The sequence below is a fragment of the Sagittula salina genome (genome assembly GCF_017813235.1).
Classification (GTDB): domain Bacteria; phylum Pseudomonadota; class Alphaproteobacteria; order Rhodobacterales; family Rhodobacteraceae; genus Sagittula; species Sagittula salina.
The window spans coordinates 294453-316784 of the sequence record NZ_JAGISH010000002.1; the positions used below are offsets into that span (position 1 = coordinate 294453).

At 66.7% G+C, this 22332-nt stretch carries 21 protein-coding genes; 16 read left to right on the plus strand and 5 right to left on the minus strand.

Translation table 11 applies throughout. The annotated features are described in order from the left end of the window. Positions 1-87: 87 nt before the first annotated feature. Together glmS and glmU are read right to left on the minus strand one after the other, a co-directional pair. The gene (gene glmS / locus J5474_RS05350) at positions 88-1905 is read right to left on the minus strand and encodes a glutamine--fructose-6-phosphate transaminase (isomerizing) (RefSeq protein ID WP_209359766.1); all 1818 of its coding nucleotides are present in this window, start codon (positions 1903-1905) and stop codon (positions 88-90) included. Between the two features lie 15 nt (positions 1906-1920). After that, the gene (glmU, locus tag J5474_RS05355; RefSeq protein WP_209359767.1) at positions 1921-3267 is read right to left on the minus strand and encodes a bifunctional UDP-N-acetylglucosamine diphosphorylase/glucosamine-1-phosphate N-acetyltransferase GlmU; all 1347 of its coding nucleotides are present in this window, start codon (positions 3265-3267) and stop codon (positions 1921-1923) included. Positions 3268-3412: 145 nt separating this feature from the next. Between glmU and J5474_RS05360 the strand changes: the two genes are divergently transcribed. After that, entirely contained in the window at positions 3413-4096 is a 684-nt protein-coding gene (locus tag J5474_RS05360) for an HAD hydrolase-like protein (RefSeq protein ID WP_209359768.1), read from the plus strand. 134 nt (positions 4097-4230) lie between these two features. After that, on the plus strand, positions 4231-5451 hold the full coding sequence (locus J5474_RS05365) for a DegT/DnrJ/EryC1/StrS family aminotransferase (protein WP_209359769.1): 1221 nt from the start codon (positions 4231-4233) through the stop codon (positions 5449-5451). A 3-nt stretch (positions 5452-5454) separates the two neighbouring features. On the opposite strand, the gene J5474_RS05370 is transcribed toward J5474_RS05365, so the two are convergent. The 3 genes from J5474_RS05370 to J5474_RS05380 form a co-directional block, all read right to left on the minus strand. Further along, a complete protein-coding gene (locus J5474_RS05370) occupies positions 5455-7083 on the minus strand; it encodes a tetratricopeptide repeat-containing sulfotransferase family protein (RefSeq protein WP_209359770.1) in 1629 nt (542 codons plus the stop codon). Positions 7084-7257: 174 nt separating this feature from the next. After that, complete coding sequence (locus J5474_RS05375) at positions 7258-7653, minus strand: response regulator (protein WP_209359771.1); 396 nt, start codon at positions 7651-7653, stop codon at positions 7258-7260. A gap of 63 nt (positions 7654-7716) precedes the next feature. Then, positions 7717-9081 (minus strand): sensor histidine kinase, encoded by a 1365-nt coding sequence (locus J5474_RS05380; protein WP_209359772.1) that lies wholly within the window; start codon positions 9079-9081, stop codon positions 7717-7719. Between the two features lie 193 nt (positions 9082-9274). On the opposite strand from J5474_RS05380, the gene J5474_RS05385 reads away from it, so the two are divergent. The 14 genes from J5474_RS05385 to J5474_RS05450 all read left to right on the plus strand — a co-directional run bounded on the left by J5474_RS05385 (position 9275) and on the right by J5474_RS05450 (position 21843). After that, a complete protein-coding gene (locus J5474_RS05385) occupies positions 9275-10435 on the plus strand; it encodes an isovaleryl-CoA dehydrogenase (RefSeq protein WP_209359773.1) in 1161 nt (386 codons plus the stop codon). Positions 10436-10559: 124 nt separating this feature from the next. Next, positions 10560-10838: a hypothetical protein gene (locus tag J5474_RS05390; protein ID WP_209359774.1), complete on the plus strand. Its 279-nt coding sequence runs from the start codon at positions 10560-10562 to the stop codon at positions 10836-10838. Positions 10839-10857: 19 nt separating this feature from the next. Next, positions 10858-11358 carry a lysozyme inhibitor LprI family protein gene (locus J5474_RS05395; RefSeq protein ID WP_209359775.1) on the plus strand — a complete coding sequence of 167 codons (501 nt, stop codon included), beginning with the start codon at positions 10858-10860 and terminating at the stop codon, positions 11356-11358. Beyond that, entirely contained in the window at positions 11358-12929 is a 1572-nt protein-coding gene (locus J5474_RS05400; RefSeq protein ID WP_209359776.1) for an AMP-binding protein, read from the plus strand. The genes J5474_RS05395 and J5474_RS05400 overlap by 1 nt, the downstream gene beginning before the upstream one ends. Then, on the plus strand, positions 12926-13543 hold the full coding sequence (locus J5474_RS05405; RefSeq protein ID WP_209359777.1) for a hypothetical protein: 618 nt from the start codon (positions 12926-12928) through the stop codon (positions 13541-13543). Before J5474_RS05400 ends, J5474_RS05405 begins: the two co-directional genes overlap by 4 nt. Before the next feature lie 69 nt (positions 13544-13612). After that, positions 13613-14002, plus strand: coding sequence for a hypothetical protein (locus tag J5474_RS05410; RefSeq protein WP_209359778.1), 390 nt, complete (start codon positions 13613-13615; stop codon positions 14000-14002). 34 nt (positions 14003-14036) lie between these two features. Next, a complete protein-coding gene (locus tag J5474_RS05415; protein ID WP_209359779.1) occupies positions 14037-15650 on the plus strand; it encodes a carboxyl transferase domain-containing protein in 1614 nt (537 codons plus the stop codon). A 297-nt stretch (positions 15651-15947) separates the two neighbouring features. Beyond that, entirely contained in the window at positions 15948-16616 is a 669-nt protein-coding gene (locus tag J5474_RS05420; protein WP_209359780.1) for an ASCH domain-containing protein, read from the plus strand. Then, complete coding sequence (locus tag J5474_RS05425; protein ID WP_209359781.1) at positions 16616-18556, plus strand: ATP-binding protein; 1941 nt, start codon at positions 16616-16618, stop codon at positions 18554-18556. Before J5474_RS05420 ends, J5474_RS05425 begins: the two co-directional genes overlap by 1 nt. Continuing rightward, the gene (locus J5474_RS05430) at positions 18553-18825 is read left to right on the plus strand and encodes a hypothetical protein (protein WP_209359782.1); all 273 of its coding nucleotides are present in this window, start codon (positions 18553-18555) and stop codon (positions 18823-18825) included. The genes J5474_RS05425 and J5474_RS05430 overlap by 4 nt, the downstream gene beginning before the upstream one ends. Next, positions 18822-19502: a glutathione S-transferase family protein gene (locus tag J5474_RS05435; protein WP_209359783.1), complete on the plus strand. Its 681-nt coding sequence runs from the start codon at positions 18822-18824 to the stop codon at positions 19500-19502. The genes J5474_RS05430 and J5474_RS05435 overlap by 4 nt, the downstream gene beginning before the upstream one ends. Positions 19503-19715: 213 nt before the next feature. Beyond that, positions 19716-20567: a hydroxymethylglutaryl-CoA lyase gene (locus J5474_RS05440; RefSeq protein WP_209359784.1), complete on the plus strand. Its 852-nt coding sequence runs from the start codon at positions 19716-19718 to the stop codon at positions 20565-20567. Beyond that, entirely contained in the window at positions 20564-21061 is a 498-nt protein-coding gene (locus J5474_RS05445) for a P-loop nucleotide/nucleoside kinase family protein (protein ID WP_209359785.1), read from the plus strand. Before J5474_RS05440 ends, J5474_RS05445 begins: the two co-directional genes overlap by 4 nt. Then, complete coding sequence (locus tag J5474_RS05450; protein WP_209359786.1) at positions 21061-21843, plus strand: crotonase/enoyl-CoA hydratase family protein; 783 nt, start codon at positions 21061-21063, stop codon at positions 21841-21843. Before J5474_RS05445 ends, J5474_RS05450 begins: the two co-directional genes overlap by 1 nt. Positions 21844-22332: the final 489 nt, after the last annotated feature.

The window sequence follows — 22332 nt, forward strand, 5'->3', positions numbered from 1 at the left end:
CTCCCGACGCTTTGGCCGGTTCTCCGGGACAGGTGGTCCGTTGGGGCCGCGGGCTCCGGGGCGCGGACCCGCCGCCCGGGCCGTGGATCACTCCACGGTGACGGACTTCGCGAGGTTGCGCGGCTGGTCCACGTCGGTGCCTTTTGCCACCGCCGTGTGGTAGGCCAGAAGCTGCGCGGGCAACGCGTAGAGGATCGGCGCCAGAAGGTCCGGCACCTCAGGCATCTGGATGACTTTCCAGGCCTCCGCACCGGCGCTTTCGGCCCCTGCCGCATCGGTGATCAGCACGACCTTGCCGCCGCGCGCCATGACCTCCTGCATATTCGAAACCGTCTTTTCGAAGAGACCGTCGCGCGGCGCCAGCACCACCACCGGTACGTGCTGATCAATCAGCGCGATGGGTCCGTGTTTCAGCTCTCCGGATGCATAGGCTTCGGCGTGGATGTAGCTGATTTCCTTCAGCTTCAACGCGCCCTCGTGGGCCAGCGGGTACATCGCGCCGCGCCCGAGAAAGAGGATGTCCCGCGCTTCTGCCAACTCTTGGGCGACCGCCTCGATGTGCTGGTCGCGGCCCAGCGCGGTATTCAACACGCCGGGCAGCGCGCGCAACTGTGCGAGAACCTTGTCGCGCGCCTCGGGCGTCAGGTGGCCGCGCTGTTCGGCGGCCTTCAGCGCCAGCAACAGCAGGACGGTCAGCTGGCAGGTAAAGGCCTTGGTCGAGGCGACCCCGATTTCCACGCCTGCGTGGATCGGCAGGGCGAGGTCGCTTTCACGCGCGATCGAGCTTTCCGGCACGTTGACCACGCCGTAAAGCGCCGTGGCCTTGTCCCGGCAGTAGCGCAGTGCCGCCAGCGTGTCGGCGGTTTCGCCGGATTGCGAGATGAAGAGCGCGGCGGTGCGCGGCGGGATTGGCGGTTCGCGGTAGCGGAATTCGGACGCCACGTCCACGTCGACCGGCAGGCGGGCGATCTGCTCGAACCAGTACTTTGCCGTGAAGCCGGCAAGGTATGCCGTACCGCAAGCGGTGATCGTCAGCCGGTCCAGCGCGGCAAAGTCGATGCCTGGCCCGGGCAACGCAATGCCGTCCTGAGTAAGGTAGGCGTTCAGCGTGTCGGACAGGACAGAGGGCTGCTCGGCGATTTCCTTCGCCATGAAGTGTTTGTGCCCGCCTTTGTCGACGCGCGCCGCATCCATGGAAATGGTGCGGACCTCACGCGTGACGGCGCGGCCTTCTGCGTCGCGGATCGTGGCGCCAGTGCGGGTCAGCACGGCACGGTCGCCTTCTTCGAGGTAGGTGATGCGGTTGGTCATCGGCGCCAGTGCGATCGCGTCACTGCCCAGGTACATCTCTCCATCGCCATGGCCCACGGCCAGCGGGCTGCCCTTGCGGGCGCCGACCATCAGATCCTCTTCGCCATCGAACAGGAAGGCCAGCGCAAAGGCACCCTCCAACTTGTCGATGGTGGCAAAGGCCGCCTCGACAGGCGCCATGCCGGTGTCGAGATGGTGCTGTGCCAGCATGGCGATTGTTTCGGTATCGGTGTCCGTATGCGGGGTCAGCCCATGGCGGGCCAGTTCCGCGCGCAGGTCCTTGTAGTTCTCCACGATGCCGTTGTGCACCACGGCCACGGGACCGGAGCGATGCGGGTGGGCGTTGCCCTCCGTCGGCGCGCCATGGGTCGCCCAGCGGGTATGGCCGATGCCCGACTTGCCCGCCAGCGGGTCGTGCACCAGCAGATCCGAAAGGTTTACCAGCTTGCCTACCGCACGGCGGCGGTCAAGCCGCCCTTCGTTGACGGTGGCGATGCCGGCGCTGTCATAGCCGCGATACTCGAGGCGGCGCAACGCCTCGACCAGGGCGGGGGCAACCTCGTGGGTGCCCAGAATACCAACTATTCCGCACATAATTCGAAATCCCCGTTATTTCTGCTGTTTGGCCTTCTTCGCCTTCAGCATGCTAAAAAGCTTGGCTGCAAATCCGTCCTTCACCACCATCTGCGCGCGTTCCAGCGCCAATGCGCCGGGGGGCACGTCCTGCGTGATGGTGGAGCCCGAGCCGGTCATCGCGCCGTCACCGATGGTGACCGGGGCGACCAGCATGGTGTCCGACCCGATAAAGGCGTTCTTTCCGATCACGGTGCGGTGCTTGAAGACTCCATCGTAGTTGCAGGTGATGGTGCCCGCGCCGATATTGGTCTTCTCGCCGATTTCGGCGTCACCGATATAGGTCAGGTGGTTGGCCTTCACGCCCTCGTGCAGCACGGCGTTCTTCACTTCGACGAAATTGCCGACGTGCACGTCCTCCGCCAGTTCTGCACCGGGGCGCAGACGGGCGTAGGGGCCGACGATGGCGCCTCGGCTGACGTGGCAACCCTCAAGGTGAGAAAACGCACGGATCCGCGCGCCGGATTCCACCGTGACACCGGGGCCGAAGACGACGTTCTGCTCGATCTCGCTGTCGCGGCCGATAACGGTATCCCACGCGAAATGCACGGTCTCGGGGGCTGCGAGGGTAATGCCGGTCTCCAGCGCCTCCGCCCGCGCCTTCGCCTGAAAGGCGGCCTCGGCGGCGGCAAGATCGGCGCGCGAGTTGACGCCCAGCGTTTCGGTTTCGGCACAGCGAACGACTGTGGCCGACAGCCCCTTTGCCCGCGCCAGCCCCACAATATCGGTCAGGTAGTATTCACCGGAGGCATTGGCGTTGCCGACTTCTGCGATCAGTGCCTCCAGCGTGGCCTTGTCGGCAGCGATGACGCCAGAGTTGCACAGGGTGATGGCGCGCTGCGCCTCCGTGGCATCCTTGTATTCGACGATCTCCCGCAGGGCGTCGCCCTCGGTCACGAGGCGGCCGTAGCGGCCCGGATCGGCGGCCTCGAAGCCCAGCACCACCACGTCGTGTCTCGCGCGGGCCTCGGCCATTGCCGCCAGCGTCTCCTCGGTGACGAACGGCGTGTCGCCATAAAGCACGATGGCATCACCGTCGAAGTCGTCAAGCGCCGGGAATGCCTGCGCCACCGCATGGGCGGTGCCCAGCTGCTCCTGCTGCACCACGACCTGTACGGTGTCGTCGAAATCCTTCGCGCTGGCCTCGACCTCCGCCGCGCCGTGGCCCGCGACGACGACGCTTGCCACGGGTTCCAGCGCCTGACCTGTGCGCAGCGCGTGCCAGAGCATGGGGGCGTGGGCAATGCGGTGGAGCACCTTGGGCAGGTCCGAGTTCATCCGCGTGCCCTTGCCGGCGGCAAGGACGATCAGGGCAACTGGCATGGGAGCATTCCGGTTTGTTCTTCGTTCGGGGCCGTTTTATAGGTTTGCCACAACATGACAAGGCGGGGCCTGTCACGCCCGGTTTCAGTCTGTGACATTGGTGATGACGCGCCGCCTGAAGGGCGCGCAAGACGAAGGAGTTGCCATGACAGGCTGCGTAGTATTCGACCTTGACGGGACGCTGGCGGACACCAGCGGTGATCTCGTGGCGGCGGCCAACGCCTGCTTCGAGGCAATGGATCTGTCCTCCGAAACGCTGGCGCTGGCGCGGCTGGATGCCCTGCGGGACGCGGGTGTGGCGCTGCGCGGTGGCAAGAGAATGCTGACCGTTGGACTGGAGCGCGCCGGCCTGTTCACGCCAGAGCGCGTAGAACAATGGTACCAGCCGCTGCTCGAATGTTATGGCGGCGCACTCGACGTGCATACGCGGATGTACCCCGGTGCGGTGGAGGCGGTGAACAGACTGCGCCGGGACGGACACAAGGTGTCGGTTTGCACCAACAAGCCCGAGGCGCTGGCCGAGCGTGTGCTGACCAGCCTCGGCGTGCGCGATCTTTTCGGCGCGCTGGTCGGAGCGGACACACTGCCTACGCGCAAGCCCGACGTCGCGCCCTTCTGGGCGGCGGTTGACCGTGCTGGCGGCGCGCGGGACCGGTCGGTGCTGGTGGGTGACAGCGACACCGACCGCAACACTGCCGCCGCGGCGGGTCGCCCCTGCATCCTCGTCACTTTCGCCCCCGAGGGCCAGGCGGTTAGGAACCTGTCTCCCGAGGCTACTATCGACCACTTCGATGACCTGCCCGAAAAGGTACGCCGCCTGTTGGGCTGAGTGTCCCGACTTCTTCTTGGTCCAAGTACTCCCGGGGTCCGGGGTGGAACCCCGGCGCGCGCCGCTGGCGGGCGCGGGTCCGCGCAAAAGCGTTCCGCATTGACCTCCTGCAGTGAACCGCGCCAGATATGCCCATGCCAGATACCGCCATCCCCGAGACCACCACGCCCGAGACCTTCACCGGCAGCTTCACCCAGCAGGAACCGATCCCCGAAGAGGGCATCGCGGCTGCGCTCTCCGTGCTGCGCCACGGTCGCCTGCACCGTTACAACACCGTCCCTGGCGAAACCGCCGAAGCCGCACTGCTGGAGCGGGATTTCGCGGCCCTGATGGGGGCGAAATACTGCCTCGCGGTGGCCTCGGGTGGCTACGCGCTCGGGTGCGCATTGCGCGCCGTGGGGGTGGGACCCGGCGACCGCGTGCTGACAAACGCCTTCACCCTCGCACCTGTGCCGGGGGCCATTGCCAGTCTCGGGGCCCGACCGGTCTTTGTCGGCGTCACCGAAGGCCTGGTTATAGACCTCGACGATCTGGAGGCCAGGGCGAGCGAGGCGCGTGTGCTGATGCTCAGCCATATGCGTGGGCATCTGTGCGACATGGACCGTCTCATGGCGATCTGCAATGCCGCCCGGATCACGGTGATCGAGGATTGCGCCCATACAATGGGGGCCGCCTGGAATGGCGTGCCCTCGGGGCGGCACGGGCGGGTGGGGTGTTACTCCATGCAGACCTACAAGCACGTGAATTCCGGCGAGGGCGGCCTGCTGGTCACCGACGACGAAGAGGTGGCCGCCCGCGCAATCCTGTTGTCGGGCTCCTACATGCTGTATGATCGCCACCCCGCGGCGCCGGCGCCCGAGGTCTTTGAGCGGGTGAAATACGACACGCCCAATGTATCGGGACGCATGGACAACCTGCGCGCTGCCTTGCTGCGTCCGCAGCTGCGGACGCTGGCGGCGCAGGTCGACCGCTGGAACGCGCGCTATCGGGTGGTGGAGGACGGGCTGCGCAATGTTCCCGGCCTGACGGTCGTGCCCCGCGACCCGCGCGCGGCCTGCGTCGGTTCCTCCATTCAGTTCCTGCTGCTCGACTGGCCGGCAAAGAAGGTGCGCGCCGTGCTCGACCGCTGCGCCGCGCGCGGCGTGGAGCTGAAATGGTTCGGCGCGGCAAGGCCGTCGGGCTTTACCTCGCGCTACGACAGCTGGCGGTATGCGCCGTCGCAGCCCATGCCGCAGACTGACCGGATCCTGCGCGCTATCGTGGACATGCGCCTGCCGCTGACCTTCTCCGAAGACGATTGCGCGCTGATTGCCCGCATCATTCGCGCGGAGGTGGGCGCGGTCCACCAGTCCTGATGCTCAGAGAAGCCCCAGCGCGCCGAGCCGCTCCTTCAGCGGCGCGAGGTGGTCGGCATAAGCCCGCCAGTCTTCGTCCGCGCCGCGATAGATGCCGCCGCGAACCTGCATGGAACTGGCAGTGGCCACCACGCCCTTGCGTGGGGCGGGCAACCGGCAGGCCTCGTCCCAGGGCAGGCCAATGAAATCGAGCGCGGCGCGCAACGTGGCTTCCGGGTCTTCGGTCAGTGCGGCGTAGGACAGGCGGTGCAGCGGGAGGCCCTCGGCCTCCTGAAGGGCGAGGACCTCGGCAAACAGCGCCTGCGCCTCTGCGATGTCGTTCAGGTCATAGGCAAAACCGTTGCCACCCTTTGGGAAACACTGCCGGAACAGCGACCAGCCCAGCGCCATGGGATCGCGTTGCAACGCCACCACCCGAGCCTCGGGCAGCAGCGCCTGCACCAGCGGCAACAGCGTGAAGTTCAGCGGCATCTTGTCAATGACGAAGGGCGCGCCGGAGGCCTGCGCCAGCGCGCGGCGGTACCCGTCGCGCAGCGCGGCGAAGTCTTGGGGTGCGGGCGTGCCCGTCATCACGGCGGAAAGGAGGTGCGCGCGCAGGTAGGTGCATTCACCAGCGCTGCCCACCTGTGGGTGGGCTGACAGCAGTGTTTCCGCCAAAGTCGTCCCGGAGCGCGGCAGGCCGACGACGAGGATCGGCACCGGCGTGTCGCATGCAGCGTCGATCTTGGTGCCTGGCTCTGGAAGGGCCAGGCGTTCGCGCAAGCGTGCGGCTTCCGTCTGGTAGCGATCGACGGAAAGGCCGTAGGAAGATTTCTTCAGCGCATTGCCCTGCGCGTAGTGGCGAAAGGCTTCTTGCGGACGGCGGAGGTCGGCCATGGCCTTGCCGAGGGCGAAATGCAGTTCCAGTTCCTCGAAGGGCGTCAGTCTTTCGCCTTTGCTGCCCGACTTTGCGAGGCGCTGCATCCGGGCGATATGCGGGTCCTTGCGGTCGCTGTAATGGGTGAGCTCCGACAGGGCGCGATGGGCGGCGCCATTGGTGGGTTGCAGTTTCACCAGCCGGGCAAAGAGCCGTCGCGCGGTGTCGCGGTCGCCGCGCACATGCGCCGCCACGGCAGCTAGGCGTATCGCCTGCGGGTCGTCCGGGCGCGCCTCTGCGGCGGCTCCGGCGGGGGCGGCGAGTTCGTCTAAGGCGCCCATGTCGTAGAGCACGCGGGCGAGTTCGGCATAGAGTGCCATGTGGTCCGGGGCACGGGTCAGTGCCTCCGTATAGGCATCGCGCGCCTCCGAAAGGCGGCCCAGTTGCGCCAGTGCAAGCGCCTGTGCGCGCCACGGCAGGGCGGCGCGTGGCAGCCGTGTGCCCAAAGCACGGGCCATGGATAGCGCGACCTCCGGCTGACCCGCGTTCAGCGCGGCCTCCAGTCGGCGCACCTCTGCGGCCGGTGGGCGCGGGTCAAGGCCGGGCAGCGCAAGGGGCAATAGCGCGTGGCGAAGAGCGAAGGCGCGGGGGTCGAAGCGGTCCCCGGGGGGGAGCGTACCAATCCCGCCACGCAGGCCGTCGAGGTCGTCCGCAGCCCGCCGCGCTTCTAGCGCATCGAGTGTGGTTTCGTCCTGCCGTGATTCCGCCTCGGCCATCTGGTGCCCCCGTTTTCCAGTCCGGTTCGCCTGACCGGTTCGGGCCGGTCCCTCCGGCGTCTTGTCGCCCGGGCGCGCGGGCAAGGCAAGTGGGGCAGGTCTGGCAGGACAGGGAAGCGCAAAGCGCTATCGGTAAAGGACTGGCGGAAAAGGCTGGCGGGGCGCTCGTGGGCGTCAGCCCCCAGCGCCGAGCCGGGTGTCGATTTCCTGCAGGTTTTTCAGCGTCAGGGGTTTGTGCAGGAAATCGCGCACTACCCTGAAACTGCGGGCGCGGGCCTCGTCCTCCGCCCGGGTGGAGGTGGACAACATCACCACGGCGTAACGCACGAAGGCGTCGCCATGTGCCTCTGTCGCGGCCTCGAGGAATTCGAACCCGTTCATGCCCGGCATGTTGATGTCGAGCAGGATCACGTCCAGCGCCGGACATTCGGGCTGGGCGAGCGTGTCCAGCGCGTCCTCGGCGGACAGGCACTGGTGCAGTGTCCCGACAAGGCCGGAGCGGGTGATGAGCCGTTTGTAGAGTTTCTGGTCGATGGGCTCGTCATCGATGGTCATGAGGTGTTGGATCATGGCGGATTGCCTCCTGGGTGGTGCGCCTTGCGCCAAAGGGGGGAAGCGGGGCAGGCAGTCATTTCAGGTCGCCTTCAGGGTCACGGTGAAGGTCGTACCCTGTCCGGGTGTGCTGGTGACGGCGATATTGCCACCATGTGCATGTGCGATACGCAGCGAAATCGGCAGGCCGAGGCCGGAGCCTTCGTATTCATCGCGGCGCTGCAGGCGGCCAAAGAGGCCGAAGATCTTTTCCTGCTGGTCCTCCGGGATGCCTATGCCGTTGTCGCGGACGGCAAAGGCGACGCGGCCGGGCTCCGCTTCCACCTGAAAGATCTCGATCAGGGGCGGGATGTCGGGGCGGCGGAACTTCAGTGCGTTCTGCAGCAGGTTCTGCACCAGGTTGCGGATCTGCGGCGGGTTTGCTGAGAAAGAGGGCAGGGATCGGCGCTGCACCTTCGCCCCGGAGGCGTGGATTTCCGCCCGAAGCATGGCCAGCACGTCGTCCACCATCGTATCGAGCGCAACCTCCGCACGGGGGAGGTCCGAGTCGAGGGCTCGGGTATAGCTGAGCAGATCTTCGACAAGCGTGGACATACGGCGCAGCGTGGTGTCGAGATCGTCGAGCAGTTCCGCGGGTTCCTCTTTCAGGGTGCCGTCGAGGTCCTCGCGCAGGGCGCCGACCAGCATCGCGGCGGTGTTCGCGGGGGATTTCAGGTCATGAGAAATGGCATAGCTGATCTCCGCCTGCTCGCGGTTGACCTGCCGCACGTGGGCAAGGCTGTCAGACAGTTCCCGGCGGTAGCGACGCTCCACCTCGAGTAGGTGCTTCTGAGTCTCAAAGACGACGTGCTGCTCCCGCATCCGTGCATTGTAGGATTGTTCCCGCAAAAGGAGGGTGATGAGTACGAGCATCGCGGAAAGCGAGGCCAGGAGTCCCTGCCGCAGGGGGCGTGCCTCGTCCTCCAGATGCTGGGTGAGGCGCTGCGTGAGATGGTCGAGATTGGTGCGCGCGGCTCCGTCCGGCAGCCGCGCCATTGCGTCGGCCTGGTCGATGGTGGTCGAATCATAGTGGAAACCGGTCAGAGCCTCAATGTTGTCGCGATAGCGCTGCAGGGTCGATCGGTAGGTGTGAAGCGTGAGGGTGATCCCCTCCGCGCGGGCCATCTGTTCCAGCCGATCGATGGCGGCGTTGGCGGCGGTGAAATCCGCGCGAGCAAGGTCCAGGTAGGCGGGTTCGAGCGGACGCAGGACCGCGTTCTTGAAGTTGTGGATGAAGCCTGTGTAGCCGGTGGCCTGTTCCAGCGCCACGATGGTCGAGGCCAGTTCCGCCTGCAGCGCGGTGGTTTCGTCGTGGCGGTGCCACAGCCATGCGGAGGACGCGCCGGTGCTGGCGATGCCAGCCAGCATCGCGAGACTGATGACAATGTTTCTCTTGCGTCTGGGCATTCCGGCAGGCTGTCTCTGTCCGAGTGGGACTTGGCGTGCCGCAGACTGCGCGCAAAGCTGTTAAGAAAGACTTGTTCCGGGCGGGGAGCCGTGGGGAAAGCATTGACGAAAGTTTGTTTCAGCCGTTTAATGAACGAATGTTCAATAAATGCGGTGCCATCGGTGCCAAGGCGTGAGATGGGGAGGAGAGACCATGTTTCTGGCCAGCATGAAGTTCGACCTTGGTGAGGAAGTCGAGAGCCTGCGGGACATGGTCCATCGCTGGGCGCAGGACCGGGTGGCGCCCATGGCGGCGGAGATCGACCGCAGCAATGAATTCCCCGCCGCGCTCTGGCGCGAGATGGGGGAGCTCGGCTTGCTGGGCGTCACAGTGGAGGAGGACTACGGCGGCGTCGGGATGGGTTATCTGGCGCATACCGTCGCGGTAGAGGAGATCGCGCGCGCCTCGGCCTCTGTCGCGCTGTCCTATGGCGCGCACGCGAACCTGTGCGTGAACCAGATCCGGCTCAATGGCACCGAGGAGCAGAAGCACCGATACCTGCCGGGGTTGATCTCGGGCGAGAACGTCGGCGCGCTCGCCATGTCCGAACCTTCGGCCGGTTCCGACGTGGTGTCGATGAAGCTGCGCGCCGAGAAGCGCAACGACCGCTACGTGCTCAATGGCAACAAATACTGGATCACCAATGGTCCCGACGCCGACACACTGGTGGTCTATGCCAAGACCGATCCGGATGCGGGCGCCAGGGGGATCACCGCCTTTCTGATCGAGAAGTCGATGACCGGCTTTTCGACCTCGCCGCATTTCGACAAGCTCGGGATGCGTGGGTCCAACACGGCGGAGTTGATCTTTGACGACGTGGAGGTGCCCTTCGAGAACGTCCTCGGCGAGGAGGGGAAAGGGGTCCGCGTGCTGATGTCGGGACTGGACTATGAACGCGTGGTGCTGGCCGGGATCGGGCTGGGGATCATGGCGGCCTGCATGGATGAGGTCATGCCCTACCTGCGAGACCGCCACCAGTTCGGCAAGCCGATCGGGTCATTCCAGCTGATGCAGGGCAAGATCGCCGATATGTACACGGCGATGAATTCAGCCCGTGCCTATGTCTACGAGGTCGCCAAGGCCTGCGACCGGGGCGACGTGACCCGGCAGGATGCGGCGGCCTGCTGTCTTTATGCTTCCGAGCAGGCCATGGTGCAGGCACATCAGGCGGTGCAGGCGCTGGGCGGCGCCGGTTTCCTGAACGACGCACCGGTGGCGCGGATATTCCGCGACGCCAAGTTGATGGAGATCGGCGCGGGCACGTCGGAGATCCGGCGGATGCTGGTCGGTCGAGAGTTGATGGGAACCATGTGACCCGGGTCGCGTGATGCGCCCGGTTTTCAGGGGTCAAGTTCATGTGCGGGAGGCCCGGTTCGCAGGCCCGGTTCGCAGGCCCGGTTGGGAGGCGTGGTTCGGAGGCCCGGTTCGGAGGATAGTGATGCCGCGCTGGCTCTGGTGGGTGCTGTTGGGACTTTTCGTGCTGGTGGGGGCGCTGATCGCCTTCCGGCTGGGCTTCATCGACGCGCATCTGACCGAGAGCGATGCCATCGCGCATTACGCCGGACGTTACGCCGAGCAGACGGGCGGCGCGGTGGGCGACTGCACGGCAGCACCGGGAGGTGCCACCTGGCTGGTACTGCGCTGCGAACGGGATGGGGTGGTGCGGGTGTATGGAATCAACCGCTTCGGCGGGCTTGTGTCGGAGGCGGGGAAGTGACCGCGAGGGAGGAAAAGCAATGAAGACCTATGAGATCTGTCTGTTGGCCAATCTGGTGGCCTGGCTACCGGGGGCGGTACTGGCGCAGGACGTGGTGTTCTCACCTGCGGCGACGGAGCAATGTCTCGCGCAGGCTCCGGGGTCGGAGGCGTCCTGTATCGGTGCTTCGGCAGAGCGCTGCATGACCGAGACCCAGGGCGGGCAATCGACCTATGGCATGAGCGCTTGCCTCGACGCGGAAGCGGGCTACTGGGACGACCGCCTGAATGCCGCCTACCGTGCGCGAATGCGCGAGGCGAAGCAGGCGGACGCCGACGCCAAGGCGGGCGGCTGGACCCCGCCGCAGCAGGAGGACGCACTGCGCGCCATGCAACGCGCGTGGATCGCTTTCCGTGACGCGCGTTGCAGTTACGCGGCCTCGCTCTGGTCTGGCGGCACCGGGGCGGGCCCGGCCGCAGTCGGCTGCTTCATGCAGACGACGGGCGAACAGGCACTCTACCTCGAGAACGCGGGGTTCTGATGCTGGAGCGCGCACCCTCATACGAAGCGCTGGCCGCCGGGTTCCGCTGGGAGATTCCCGCGCGGCTGAACATGGCGGCGCAGGTCTGCGACACATGGGCCGCGCGCGAACCGGAACGGCTGGCGATCCTGGATTTGTCCGAAGGGAAGGAGCGTGTGTCTTACGGGGCGCTCTATGCGCTGTCGCGGCAGGTCGAGGCGGCGCTGCGCGGGCGCGGTGTCGGGCCGGGCGACCGGGTCGGTGTATTGTTGTCGCAGCAGGCGTTGTGCGCGGCGGCGCATATCGCGGCATGGCGGATGGGCGCGATCAGCGTGCCGCTGTTCAAGCTTTTCCGGGAGGACGCACTGCGCTCGCGGCTGGACGATTCCGGCGCCCATGTGGTGGTGACGGACATCGAAGGGGCCGGGATACTGGCACCGTTCGACGTGGTCACGGTCATGGCTTCCGATCTGGGAAAAGAGAGCGACGCGCCCCCGGCGGACACGGCGGCGGAAACGCCGGCGGTGCTGATCTACACCTCCGGCACCACCGGCAAACCCAAGGGTGCGCTGCATGGCCACCGGGTGCTAACGGGGCACCTGCCGGGCGTGGAGATGAGCCACGACTTCCTTGGAACCGAAGGAGATATGCTCTGGACGCCCGCCGACTGGGCCTGGATCGGCGGGCTTTTCGACGTGCTGATGCCCGGTCTGGCGCTGGGCGTCCCGGTGGTCGCCTGGCGGGGGGCAAAGTTTTCGCCGAAAACTTTGCAGGCGCTCGTGGCGGAGGGGGTGCGCAATGTCTTCCTGCCGCCCACGGTGCTGCGGATGCTTAAGTCCGAGGAAGTGGCCGTGCGCGGCCTGCGCTCGGTCGCTTCCGGTGGTGAGCCGCTGGGCGCGGAAATGCTGGCATGGGGACGCCGCAACCTCGGCGTCACGATCAACGAGTTCTACGGCCAGACCGAGTGCAACATGGTGGCCTCCTCCTGCGGGGCGCTTTTCGAGGCGCGCCCCGGCTGTATTGGCCGTGCCGTGCCGGGGTTCGACGTGGCGGTGATCGGACCCGACGGCCAGCCCTGCGACGGCGAAGGCGACATCGCGGTGCGTCGGGGCGCAGCGTCGATGATGCTGGAATACTGGCGCAACCCGCAGGCCACAGCCGAAAAGTTTCGCGGCGACTGGCTGCTGACCGGGGATCGCGGCATGATGGAACCATCTCCCGAAGCGACGGGCGGGTATGGCGGCGGCGCATTCATCCGCTTTGTCGGGCGCGACGATGACGTGATCACGTCGTCGGGCTACCGCATCGGCCCGTCTGAGATCGAGGATTGCCTGATGACCCACCCGGCGGTGGCGACGGTGGGCGTGGTCGGCAAACGGGACCCGCTGCGCACGGAGATTGTCAAAGCCTATGTCGTTGTGAAACCCGGGGTGGCGGTGGACGCGGTCGCGTTGCAGGATTGGGTGAAGGCGCGGCTGGCAGGCCACAGCTATCCGCGCGAAGTGGCTTTCGTGGAAGCTTTGCCCATGACCGTAACCGGAAAGGTAATCCGTAGGGAGCTGAAGCGCATGGCGGCGGAGGAGGCGTCATGAGGCTTGTGGTTTTGGCTATCGTTGCATCGATCGGTGCGGGCGGGGCGTCGGCGAAGGACACGACAGAGACGTTCACGCCTTTGCCGAGCTTTGGGGAATGCATGGACGGAGAGGCCGCGCGGTTCGAACGTGCGTTGCGACGCTTGTGCGAGATGCCGGAGGATCAGGAATTCGAGATCGGCGACACGCGCGGAACGGGCTACTGCGGCTCCGTCGGTTTCGTCCTATGCGACCGCAAAGGCGCGCTGGACAAGGTAGAGGCCTGCCAGCTGGCCTTGGCCGCCGAGCAAGACATGCTGGCCGAGCGCATTCGCGCCACGCTGCCCGCGCCAGAAGATGTGACAGGCCGGGGCGGCGATTTCGAGCAGGCGCTTTACCCACGGGTACACGCCATGGCGATGGGCTTGTCGGCAGGACCGGACTGTGACGGTGACATTCCCCAGCGGCGAACGTGGTGCATCGCGTGGGAGGCGAACAACCGTCTGCGCGATGCGGTGCTGGCGTGGCAGTTGGCGCGCTATCTTGATGCTGTGGAGACGGCGGTCGTTGCGGGTTGGGCCGAGGTGCCGCCGCCAAAACGCCCGCAGGCGCGGGACGGGCACGAGGATGACTGACAGCTTGAGGGGATCGCATCGAAGCGGGGCGGTTTGGAACCGGAAGAGACAGGGCAGGAGGGGCCGGGGATGACGGACATGACGTCACGGCTGGCGGACCGGCGGTGCCCCGAGTGCGGCGCGCTGCAATCGCTCTACGTGGGGCGGTCGGGCAGCAAGCGCGTCTGGCAACGTGGAGGCACGGATGTGTTGCCCTGTCCGGGCTGTGGCCTGTCCCTGCGGCTGGCCGAGGACCGGCGCGACCCTAACGGAGTGAAGGCCGGGATTTTGATGGTTCTGGGCATGGGCGGCGCGCTGGCCGGGGTGCTCTGGCTTGTGACCGTACTGGATCTGGGCGCGCTGGCGCTGGGAGTGTTGCTGCTGGTGGTGGTGATTGCCGGAATGCTGGGCGGCATGCTGTGGAACGGCCACGCGGCGCGCCGTCGGACCGTCGAGGTGGTTCGCGAGGACGGGACTTGAGGCGCGGCGCGGAGGACTTGAAGGAGATGGGGACATGAGGCTGCAATCGCAGGTTCTGAGTGGATCGGAGGCCTTCAAGGCCAACCGCGCGGCGCACCTTGAGGCGCTGCAGGTCGTGGCGGAGGCCGCGGCGCAGGCGACCGAGGGCGGTGGCGCGAAATCGCGGGATCGGCATCTGTCGCGTGGCAAGATGCTGCCTCGCGACCGGGTTGCGGGGCTTCTGGACGCAGGAAGTCCCTTCCTCGAAGTGGGGGCGCTGGCGGCGCATGGCCTGTACGACGGTGCCGCACCCTGCGCCGGGGTAATCGCGGGGATCGGCGTTGTCGAGGGGCGGCAGGTCATGGTGATCTGCAACGACGCCACCGTGAAGGGCGGCACCTACTACCCGATGACGGTGAAGAAGCACCTGCGCGCGCAGGAAATCGCCGAGGAATGCCGTCTGCCCTGCGTCTACCTTGTCGATTCCGGCGGCGCGAACCTGCCCAATCAGGACGAGGTGTTTCCGGATCGCGACCACTTTGGTCGCATCTTCTACAATCAGGCGCGAATGAGCGCGAAGGGGATCGCACAGATTGCGGTGGTCATGGGGTCCTGCACGGCGGGCGGGGCCTATGTGCCTGCAATGTCCGACGTATCCATCATCGTAAAGGAGCAGGGAACGATCTTTCTCGCCGGGCCGCCGTTGGTAAAGGCGGCGACGGGCGAGGTGGTTTCTGCCGAGGATCTGGGCGGCGGGGACGTGCATACCCGGCTCTCCGGGGTGGCGGATTACCTTGCTGAGGATGATGCGCACGCGCTGGCGCTGGCTCGGCGGGCGGTCGGATCGCTGGGTGGCTCGGCTGGCCCGGGGGCGCGAATTGTCGCGATAGATACCGGCGAGGCACCGGCCTGTGACCCGGAAGAGATCTTTGGCGTGGTGCCGGCCGATCTGCGCACACCCTATGACATTCGCGAGGTGATCGCGCGGATTGTGGACGGTTCTTACTTCGACGAGTTCAAGGCGCGTTTCGGCGAGACTCTGGTCTGCGGTTTCGCGCAGGTGTGCGGCATGGACATCGGCATTATCGCCAACAACGGGGTGTTGTTCTCGGAGAGCGCCTCCAAGGGGGCGCATTTCGTAGAGCTGTGCTCGCAGCGCCGTATTCCGCTGGTTTTCCTGCAGAACATCACCGGTTTCATGGTGGGGCGTAAATACGAAAACGAGGGCATCGCGCGGCACGGTGCGAAAATGGTGACCGCCGTGGCAACGACCTCGGTTCCGAAGGTGACGATGCTGGTCGGCGGGTCGTTCGGGGCGGGGAACTATGGCATGGCGGGGCGGGCGTATCAGCCGCGGTTCCTGTGGACATGGCCGAACAGCCGGATTTCCGTCATGGGCGGACCGCAGGCGGCGGGCGTTCTGGCGACGGTGAAGCGGGATGCGATCGCGCGCGCGGGCGGCACATGGACCGAGGAGGAGGAAGCCGCCTTCAAGCGCCCGACACTGGAGATGTTCGAACGCCAGTCGCACCCGCTCTATGCCTCTGCGCGGCTGTGGGACGATGGGATCATCGACCCGCGGAAATCCCGGGAGGTTCTGGCGCTGTCGCTGCGCGCCGCACTGAATGCCCCGGTGGAGGAGACCCGCTTTGGCGTCTTCAGGATGTAACGCAGGCGTGCGTTTCGGCGCCTGCATGCGGTGGCCAGGCGTGCGGTCCGGGGCATGTCGGAGAATCGTACTGGAAAGTATGCCTGCCGCGAGTTTGGGATCGAGAAGGGGGCTCTGCCCCCGTCTCCCGTTCCGGGAGACTCCCCCGAGGTATTTGGAAACCGAAGAAGCACGCGATTTGCCTTGGTTCGGGCGGGCCGGAGCAGGTCGGAGCGGGCCGGAGCGGGCCGCAAGGGGGTGAAACGCGGCCGGAGCGCATCTATGCCGGGGGCTGGCAGCATTGAAGGAGCGAAGCGGATGAGTCGCAAGAGCCTGCAGGAGATCATCGACGCGAACCCGGAAGCGGAGACATTCCGGTACGGCGATTCGGAAACGCTGTGCCGGGAGATCCTGGCGCTGGTGCGTTCAGGCAAAAAGACCGCGACGGTCGAGGCCATGCGGGTCTACAGCGGCAAGGGCGCCGATGCACTGCCCGAGGTGGGGCGCCGCGACGTGGCGCTGGAGTGGGACGGGCGGCCCGCGCTGATGGTGGAGACGGTCGAGGTCTCCGTCCGCCGGTTCGACGAAATGGACGAAGGTTTCGTGGCCATGCAGGGCGAGTTCCGCGACCTCGCGCATTGGCGCAAGGCATATCGAGCGTATTTCTCGCGCTCGGGCGGCGTGTCGGAGGATATGGAGATCATGTGCGAACGCTTTCGCGTGGTCGAGGATTACGCCAGGCCCGCGGCAGGGGCGGGACCACAGGGCCGAGGTGGCGCGCCGAAGGGTTGCGCGCCGAAGGGTGGCGGGCCGGAGCGGTGCAGGGTCCCGGAACAGGCGACGGCCGAGATGCCGGGCCGGGGCCAGGCCCGAAAGAGCGGGCCGAAGCCCGGGAGCAGACCTGGAAATCGCCCGGGGCGGGGTAGCGGCGCGGGACGGGGCCGAGGGCCGGGCGGAAAACCCGGAACCGGGAGAGGAGAACGGTGATGTTTGACACGATACTGGTGGCGAACCGGGGGGAGATCGCAGTCCGCGTCATGCGCACGGCCCGCGCCATGGGGCTTCGCTGCGTGGCGGTATATTCGGAGGCCGACGCGGGTGCGTTGCACGTAGAAATGGCTGATGCTGCGGTGTGCCTCGGTGGCGCGTCCCCCGCAGAGAGTTACCTGCGCAGCGACAGGATCATCGCCGCCGCGCTTGAGACCGGGGCGGGGGCGATCCATCCCGGTTACGGCTTCCTGTCCGAGAACCCCGACTTTGTCCGGGATGTGGAGGCGGCGGGGCTGGTCTTTGTCGGCCCGGACGAGCGTGCGATCCGGGCGATGGGCCTGAAGGATGCCGCCAAGCGACTGATGGACGAGGCCGGCGTGCCGGTGGTGCCGGGCTACATGGGTGAGGACCAGGACCCCGGTCACCTTGAGGTCGAGGCTGCGAAGGTCGGCTACCCGGTGCTGATCAAGGCGGTCGCGGGCGGCGGCGGCAAGGGGATGCGGCTGGTGGAGCGGCCGGAGGACTTCGTCGACGCGCTGGAGCGGGCAAAGGCCGAGGCGCGCGGCGCCTTCGGCAATGACGCGGTGTTGATCGAGAAATACATCCAGCGCCCGCGCCACATCGAGGTGCAGGTCTTTGGCGATGGCACCCGCGCGGTGCACCTGTTCGAGCGGGACTGTTCACTGCAGCGCCGCCACCAGAAGGTTATCGAGGAAGCCCCCGCGCCCGGCATGACGGCCGCGATGCGCGCGGCCATGGGGGCGGCGGCGGTGCGCGCGGCAGAGGCCATCGGCTATCGCGGCGCGGGAACGGTGGAATTCATCGTCGACAGCGCGGACGGGATGCGCGAGGACGGCTTCTGGTTCATGGAGATGAACACCCGCCTGCAGGTGGAACACCCTGTGACGGAGGAAATCTGCGGCGTCGATCTGGTCCAATGGCAGTTGCGCGTCGCGGCGGGGGAACCCTTGCCCTGCACGCAGGAGGATCTGACGATCACGGGCCACGCCTTCGAGGCGCGGCTTTATGCCGAAGACGTGCCGGCGGGTTTCCTGCCCGCGACGGGGCGGCTGGCGGAACTGGCGTTCCCCGAGGGGGTGCGGGCGGAAACGGGTGTGCGCAAGGGCGACGTGATCAGCCCGCATTACGATCCGATGATCGCAAAGCTGGTGGTGCATGGGCCATCGCGGGCGGTGGCGCTCCGGCGTCTTGCGGCGGGGCTGAAGGCCACGCGTGTGGCGGGGACGGTGACCAACCTCGCCTTTCTTGGTGCGCTGGCGGAGCACGAGGGGTTTGCGCGGGGTGCTGTCGATACCGGGCTGATCGGTCGCGATCTGGACACGCTCGTGCAGCCGCCGGCGGTTACGCCGGGTCATTGGGCCGAAGCGGCGCTGGCGGCGCTCCGCCTGTTGGAGGCGGAGGGCTGGCAGACGGGTTTCGCCCTCTGGGGTGCGCTCAGGCGGCAGGTCGTTCTGGCACAGGGCGAGGAGCAGCACGCAATCTGGGTGACGGTGCAGGGTCCGGGCGAAGTTGTCGTCGAGGTGGATGGCGACACGGTCGCCTGCCGGCGTGGTGCCGCGGGCTGGACATTTGACGGGCGGCCGGGCGGCGGGGTTTTTGTCGGTGACGGTACGGTCACGGTCTTTGCCGGTTACGGGATTCCGTTCGAGGTGGTGGATCCGCTGGCTCAGGTCGGAGAGGCCGCGGCGGCTGGGGCCACGCTGGCACCGATGCCGGGACGCGTGGTGTCGGTCCATGTCTACAAGGGGCAGGCTGTCAGCGCGGGCGACCGTCTGGCGGTGCTGGAAGCGATGAAGATGGAGCATACCCTCACCGCCGCCGCTGACGGGGTGGTGGCCGAGGTCATGGTGCGCGAGGGCGATCAGCTGGAGGCAGGCGCCGTTCTGGTGATGCTGAAGGCGCTGGCGGAGGCGTGACTTTTTCCGAACTGCCCGAAGGCGCGCGTGTGATGTTGTGCCCGGAGGTGGCGGCGGACCTGCGCCGCGCCTCGATGGTGGCAGCCGATCTGGACCGGACGTGTAGCGTCTGGTGCGGGGCCTGCCGGTTCGAGAGCGCGCAGGCGGGGCGGCTGGCTGACTTGCTCAAGGTCTGGCCGATGCTGGCGGTGCAGGAGGTCCCCGAGATGGGACAGATGTATGAACGCGACGAAAGCGGACAGTGGATGCTGAGGGAGAAACTGACATGATGAGACTGCATCACGTGCAATACGGACGCTCGTTCCGTGTGCTCTGGCTATTGGAGGAAATCGGGGCGGATCGTTTCGGTGGGCTCGATGTGGTGGAACACCGTATCGGCACGAAGGAAATGGGCGAAAGTGCGCTGCGGCACGTTTCCCCCGCTGTGCGCATTCCGGCGATCGAGTGGGACGCCCCAGACGGGCGGCTGGAAATGAGCGAGTCCGGCGCCATTGTGGAATACCTCGTGGAGTGCTTTGCCCCGGAGCTGGGCCGTGCGCCCGGTTCGGCGGAGCGGGCGAAGTACCTGCAATGGATACACTACTCGGAAACGCAGGCGAGCCTGATCGAAAACCTGAACCTGCAGATGGTCTTTCTCCGGCCGCCGGCGACCCCCTCTGCAGTGGTGGTCAAACTGCAGGTTGCGCGGCTTAAGCAGACTCTGCGCGGACTGGAAGCGGCCCTGCCCGAAGAGGGATGGCTGCTTCCTGGCGGATTCTCGGCCGCGGACATCATGATGGGGTTCAACCTCTTCGCGGCGCCATATTTCGTCCGGCTGGAGGATTTCCCGAGGGTCTCTGCCTACAAGGCACGGATGGAGGCGCGCCCCGCCTACAGGCGCGCGGTGGAGCGTGAGGGGCCGCAGAGATTCTACGCGCAGGATTTCTATCCGGTGCCGGAGGCGTGATCCGAATGAGCGCGCTGGCGCGCGCGCAGGGTATCTCGGGGTCCGCCTTCGGCGACCGCTCGGGAACGCCTGCGGCGGGAGTATCGCGACCAGTTAGACGCAGGAGCGCGACTTCCTGCTTCTTCTGGGGCGAAATCCTTTGGGCGAGTCGCAGCCTGCTGCGATGGAGGCGGAGCCCCTGGCCACGTTCAGGATTTGCAAAAGGGTTTGAGAATGGGACGGGTCGAAATCTTTGAGGTAGGACCACGGGATGGTCTGCAGAACGAAGCGCGGATGATCCCGGTCGCGGAGAAGGTGGCCCTGGTGGATTGCCTTTCCGACGCGGGGTTCCGGCGGATTGAATGTGCGTCTTTCGTCAGTCCGAAATGGGTGCCGCAGATGGCGGATTCGGCCGAAGTGCTGGCGGGCATCCGGCGGGTCGCGGGTGTTTCCTATGCAGCGCTGACGCCGAATATCATGGGCTTTCAAAGGGCGATGGCGGCGCGCGCGGACGAGGTAGCGGTGTTCGGTGCGGCGTCGGAGGGATTTTCACAGGCCAATATCAATGCCTCCGTCGAGGAGGGGCTAGCGCGGTTCGTCCCGGTTTGCGAGGCCGCCCGGGAGGCGGGCGTACCTGTTCGCGGATATGTCTCCTGTGTTGTGGAGTGCCCCTACGACGGCGCGGTGGCGCCCGACGCCGTGGCCCGCGTGGTGGCGCGGCTCCGGGACATGGGGTGTTACGAGGTTTCGCTGGGCGACACCATCGGACGTGGACGGCCGGATGCTGTGGACGCCATGCTGGAGGCGGTGCTGGAGGAAATCCCAGCCGCGCATCTGGCAGGGCATTTCCACGACACCGGTGGACGCGCGTTGGACAACATCGCCGTCGCGCTGGCGCGCGGGCTTCGGGTCTTTGATGCTGCTGTGGGCGGTCTGGGCGGATGCCCCTACGCGCCGGGTGCCGCAGGCAACGTAGCGACCGAAGCGGTGTACGATTACGTTACGGCAAAGGGCTATGACACCGGGCTGGATCGCGCGGTGCTGGTGCAGGCGGCGGCGATGGCGCGCAGGATGCGCGGCGGGTGAGGGGGCTGATCGTCCTTTCTGGCCTACCCGGCGTGGGCAAGAGCACGGTGGCGGAGGTGCTATGCGACGAGACCGGCGCGCTCTGGCTGCGGGCGGATGCCATCGAGCAGGCCATGCGCGAAAGTCACATGGACTGTGCCGACCTTGCCGACGGCGGCTACGCGGCAATGAGGGTGGTGGCGGGCGAAGCGCTGTCGCGCGGCCTGCCTGTGGTGATCGACTGCGTCAATCCGTTGGCGGTCACGCGCCAGCCGTGGAAGACGCTGGCGCCCGCATCGGGGGGCCTTTGCGTCGAGCTGTTCTGCTCTGACGCAGCGGAGCATCGGCGCCGGGTGGAGATGCGCCACACAGATATCGCGGGCTTCGCCCTGCCGGACTGGGCGGCGGTTCAGGCGCGCGTCTGGGAACCCTGGGACGGCGCGCTGCGGCTGGATACCATGCGCCCGGTGGGCGAAACCGTGGCGGAGATACTGAAGAAGGCGGGAGAGGGATGATGCAGGAAGTCAGGCTGGAACAGGACGCTGGCGGCGTGGCGCGGATCGTGCTGGCGCGCGCGGAAAAGCACAACGCCATGTCGGCGCGCATGATGGGAGAACTGGTGGAGGCCGCCGAAACGGTGGCGGAGGATGAAAGCATCCGGGTCGTGGTGCTGGCGGCGGATGGCGGTACTTTCTGCGCAGGCGGCGATCTCGCATGGATGCGCGAGCAATTCGAGGCAGACCGGACGACTCGCGTTCGGGAATCCTCGCGCATCGCGCGGGCTCTGGGGGCGCTTTACGCGCTGCCGCAGCCGCTGATCGGCATGGTGCACGGCAATGCCTTTGGCGGGGGCCTCGGGCTTATTTCGGTCTGCGACGTGGCGGTGGGGGTGCGGACGGCCCGCTTTGCCCTGACGGAGGTGAAGCTGGGGCTGATCCCGGCCAATATCGGGCCTTACGTGGTGCACCGGCTTGGCGGCGCGCGGGCGGCGTCGATATTCATGAACGGGCGGGTGTTTACTGGCGATGAGGCGATGGCGCTTGGTCTCCTGACCCGCGCGGTCGAGGCGGAGGCGCTGGAAGAAGCCGTGGAGGCGGAGGTCGCGCCCTACCTGCAGTGTGCCCCGGGGGCGGTGCGCGATGCCAAACGGCTGCTGCGCGACCTTGCGGGAGAGGTGAGCGGAGAGGATGTGGACATGGCCATCGACGCGCTTGCCGACCGTTGGGAAACGGCGGAAGCGCGCGAAGGGATCGCGGCTTTTTTCGAGAAGCGCCGCGCGCCGTGGGTCGAGAGTTGATGCCGGAGCGCCTGATGGTCAGGTGCCGATCAGGGGCTGAATGTTGATCCAGGAAAGATTCGAGTTCTGTCGGGAGCTGCTGGATCAGGCCGATCTCCAGCGTGGCGGGGCTTCGGCCAGCCCGAAGAAGAACAGTAGCCCATAGTCCTGCCTGTGTCCGGTATGGCTGGGTCCCAACCTGCGTCCGGGCTGTCGCGGATAGCGGCAGGGATCGGTCGTCTGGCCGCCACCCATCCTGAAAACCGACGGCCTGGGGTTCGATACAGTGAAAGGCTGTAGGCTATGGGGGGCTGCCGGTCTCCCGCCGTAGTGTCAGCCCCCCGGCAGAGCGCACGGCGCCGGGCGAGGATTTGCCTGACGAGGGCCGGCGGTCCCTCCGTCAGCGCTGGCGAGGCAGTATGACGGCACGATTCCACGCTTCACAAGACGGCTCTTTGGTTCAAATCCGGTGATCGGTGCGCCAGGTCTTGGAGGGGCTGGAAGGAGGGG

Excerpts from the sequence above, each read along its gene's own strand:
- glmS (WP_209359766.1), bottom strand. The coding sequence starts at position 1,905 with ATGTGCGGAATAGTTGGTATTCTGGGCACCCACGAGGTTGCCCCCGCC.
- glmU (WP_209359767.1), bottom strand. The coding sequence starts at position 3,267 with ATGCCAGTTGCCCTGATCGTCCTTGCCGCCGGCAAGGGCACGCGGATG.
- J5474_RS05360 (WP_209359768.1), top strand. The coding sequence starts at position 3,413 with ATGACAGGCTGCGTAGTATTCGACCTTGACGGGACGCTGGCGGACACC.
- J5474_RS05365 (WP_209359769.1), top strand. The coding sequence starts at position 4,231 with ATGCCAGATACCGCCATCCCCGAGACCACCACGCCCGAGACCTTCACC.
- J5474_RS05370 (WP_209359770.1), bottom strand. The coding sequence starts at position 7,083 with ATGGCCGAGGCGGAATCACGGCAGGACGAAACCACACTCGATGCGCTA.
- J5474_RS05375 (WP_209359771.1), bottom strand. The coding sequence starts at position 7,653 with ATGATCCAACACCTCATGACCATCGATGACGAGCCCATCGACCAGAAA.
- J5474_RS05380 (WP_209359772.1), bottom strand. The coding sequence starts at position 9,081 with ATGCCCAGACGCAAGAGAAACATTGTCATCAGTCTCGCGATGCTGGCT.
- J5474_RS05385 (WP_209359773.1), top strand. The coding sequence starts at position 9,275 with ATGTTTCTGGCCAGCATGAAGTTCGACCTTGGTGAGGAAGTCGAGAGC.
- J5474_RS05390 (WP_209359774.1), top strand. The coding sequence starts at position 10,560 with ATGCCGCGCTGGCTCTGGTGGGTGCTGTTGGGACTTTTCGTGCTGGTG.
- J5474_RS05395 (WP_209359775.1), top strand. The coding sequence starts at position 10,858 with ATGAAGACCTATGAGATCTGTCTGTTGGCCAATCTGGTGGCCTGGCTA.
- J5474_RS05400 (WP_209359776.1), top strand. The coding sequence starts at position 11,358 with ATGCTGGAGCGCGCACCCTCATACGAAGCGCTGGCCGCCGGGTTCCGC.
- J5474_RS05405 (WP_209359777.1), top strand. The coding sequence starts at position 12,926 with ATGAGGCTTGTGGTTTTGGCTATCGTTGCATCGATCGGTGCGGGCGGG.
- J5474_RS05410 (WP_209359778.1), top strand. The coding sequence starts at position 13,613 with ATGACGGACATGACGTCACGGCTGGCGGACCGGCGGTGCCCCGAGTGC.
- J5474_RS05415 (WP_209359779.1), top strand. The coding sequence starts at position 14,037 with ATGAGGCTGCAATCGCAGGTTCTGAGTGGATCGGAGGCCTTCAAGGCC.
- J5474_RS05420 (WP_209359780.1), top strand. The coding sequence starts at position 15,948 with ATGAGTCGCAAGAGCCTGCAGGAGATCATCGACGCGAACCCGGAAGCG.
- J5474_RS05425 (WP_209359781.1), top strand. The coding sequence starts at position 16,616 with ATGTTTGACACGATACTGGTGGCGAACCGGGGGGAGATCGCAGTCCGC.
- J5474_RS05435 (WP_209359783.1), top strand. The coding sequence starts at position 18,822 with ATGATGAGACTGCATCACGTGCAATACGGACGCTCGTTCCGTGTGCTC.
- J5474_RS05440 (WP_209359784.1), top strand. The coding sequence starts at position 19,716 with ATGGGACGGGTCGAAATCTTTGAGGTAGGACCACGGGATGGTCTGCAG.
- J5474_RS05450 (WP_209359786.1), top strand. The coding sequence starts at position 21,061 with ATGCAGGAAGTCAGGCTGGAACAGGACGCTGGCGGCGTGGCGCGGATC.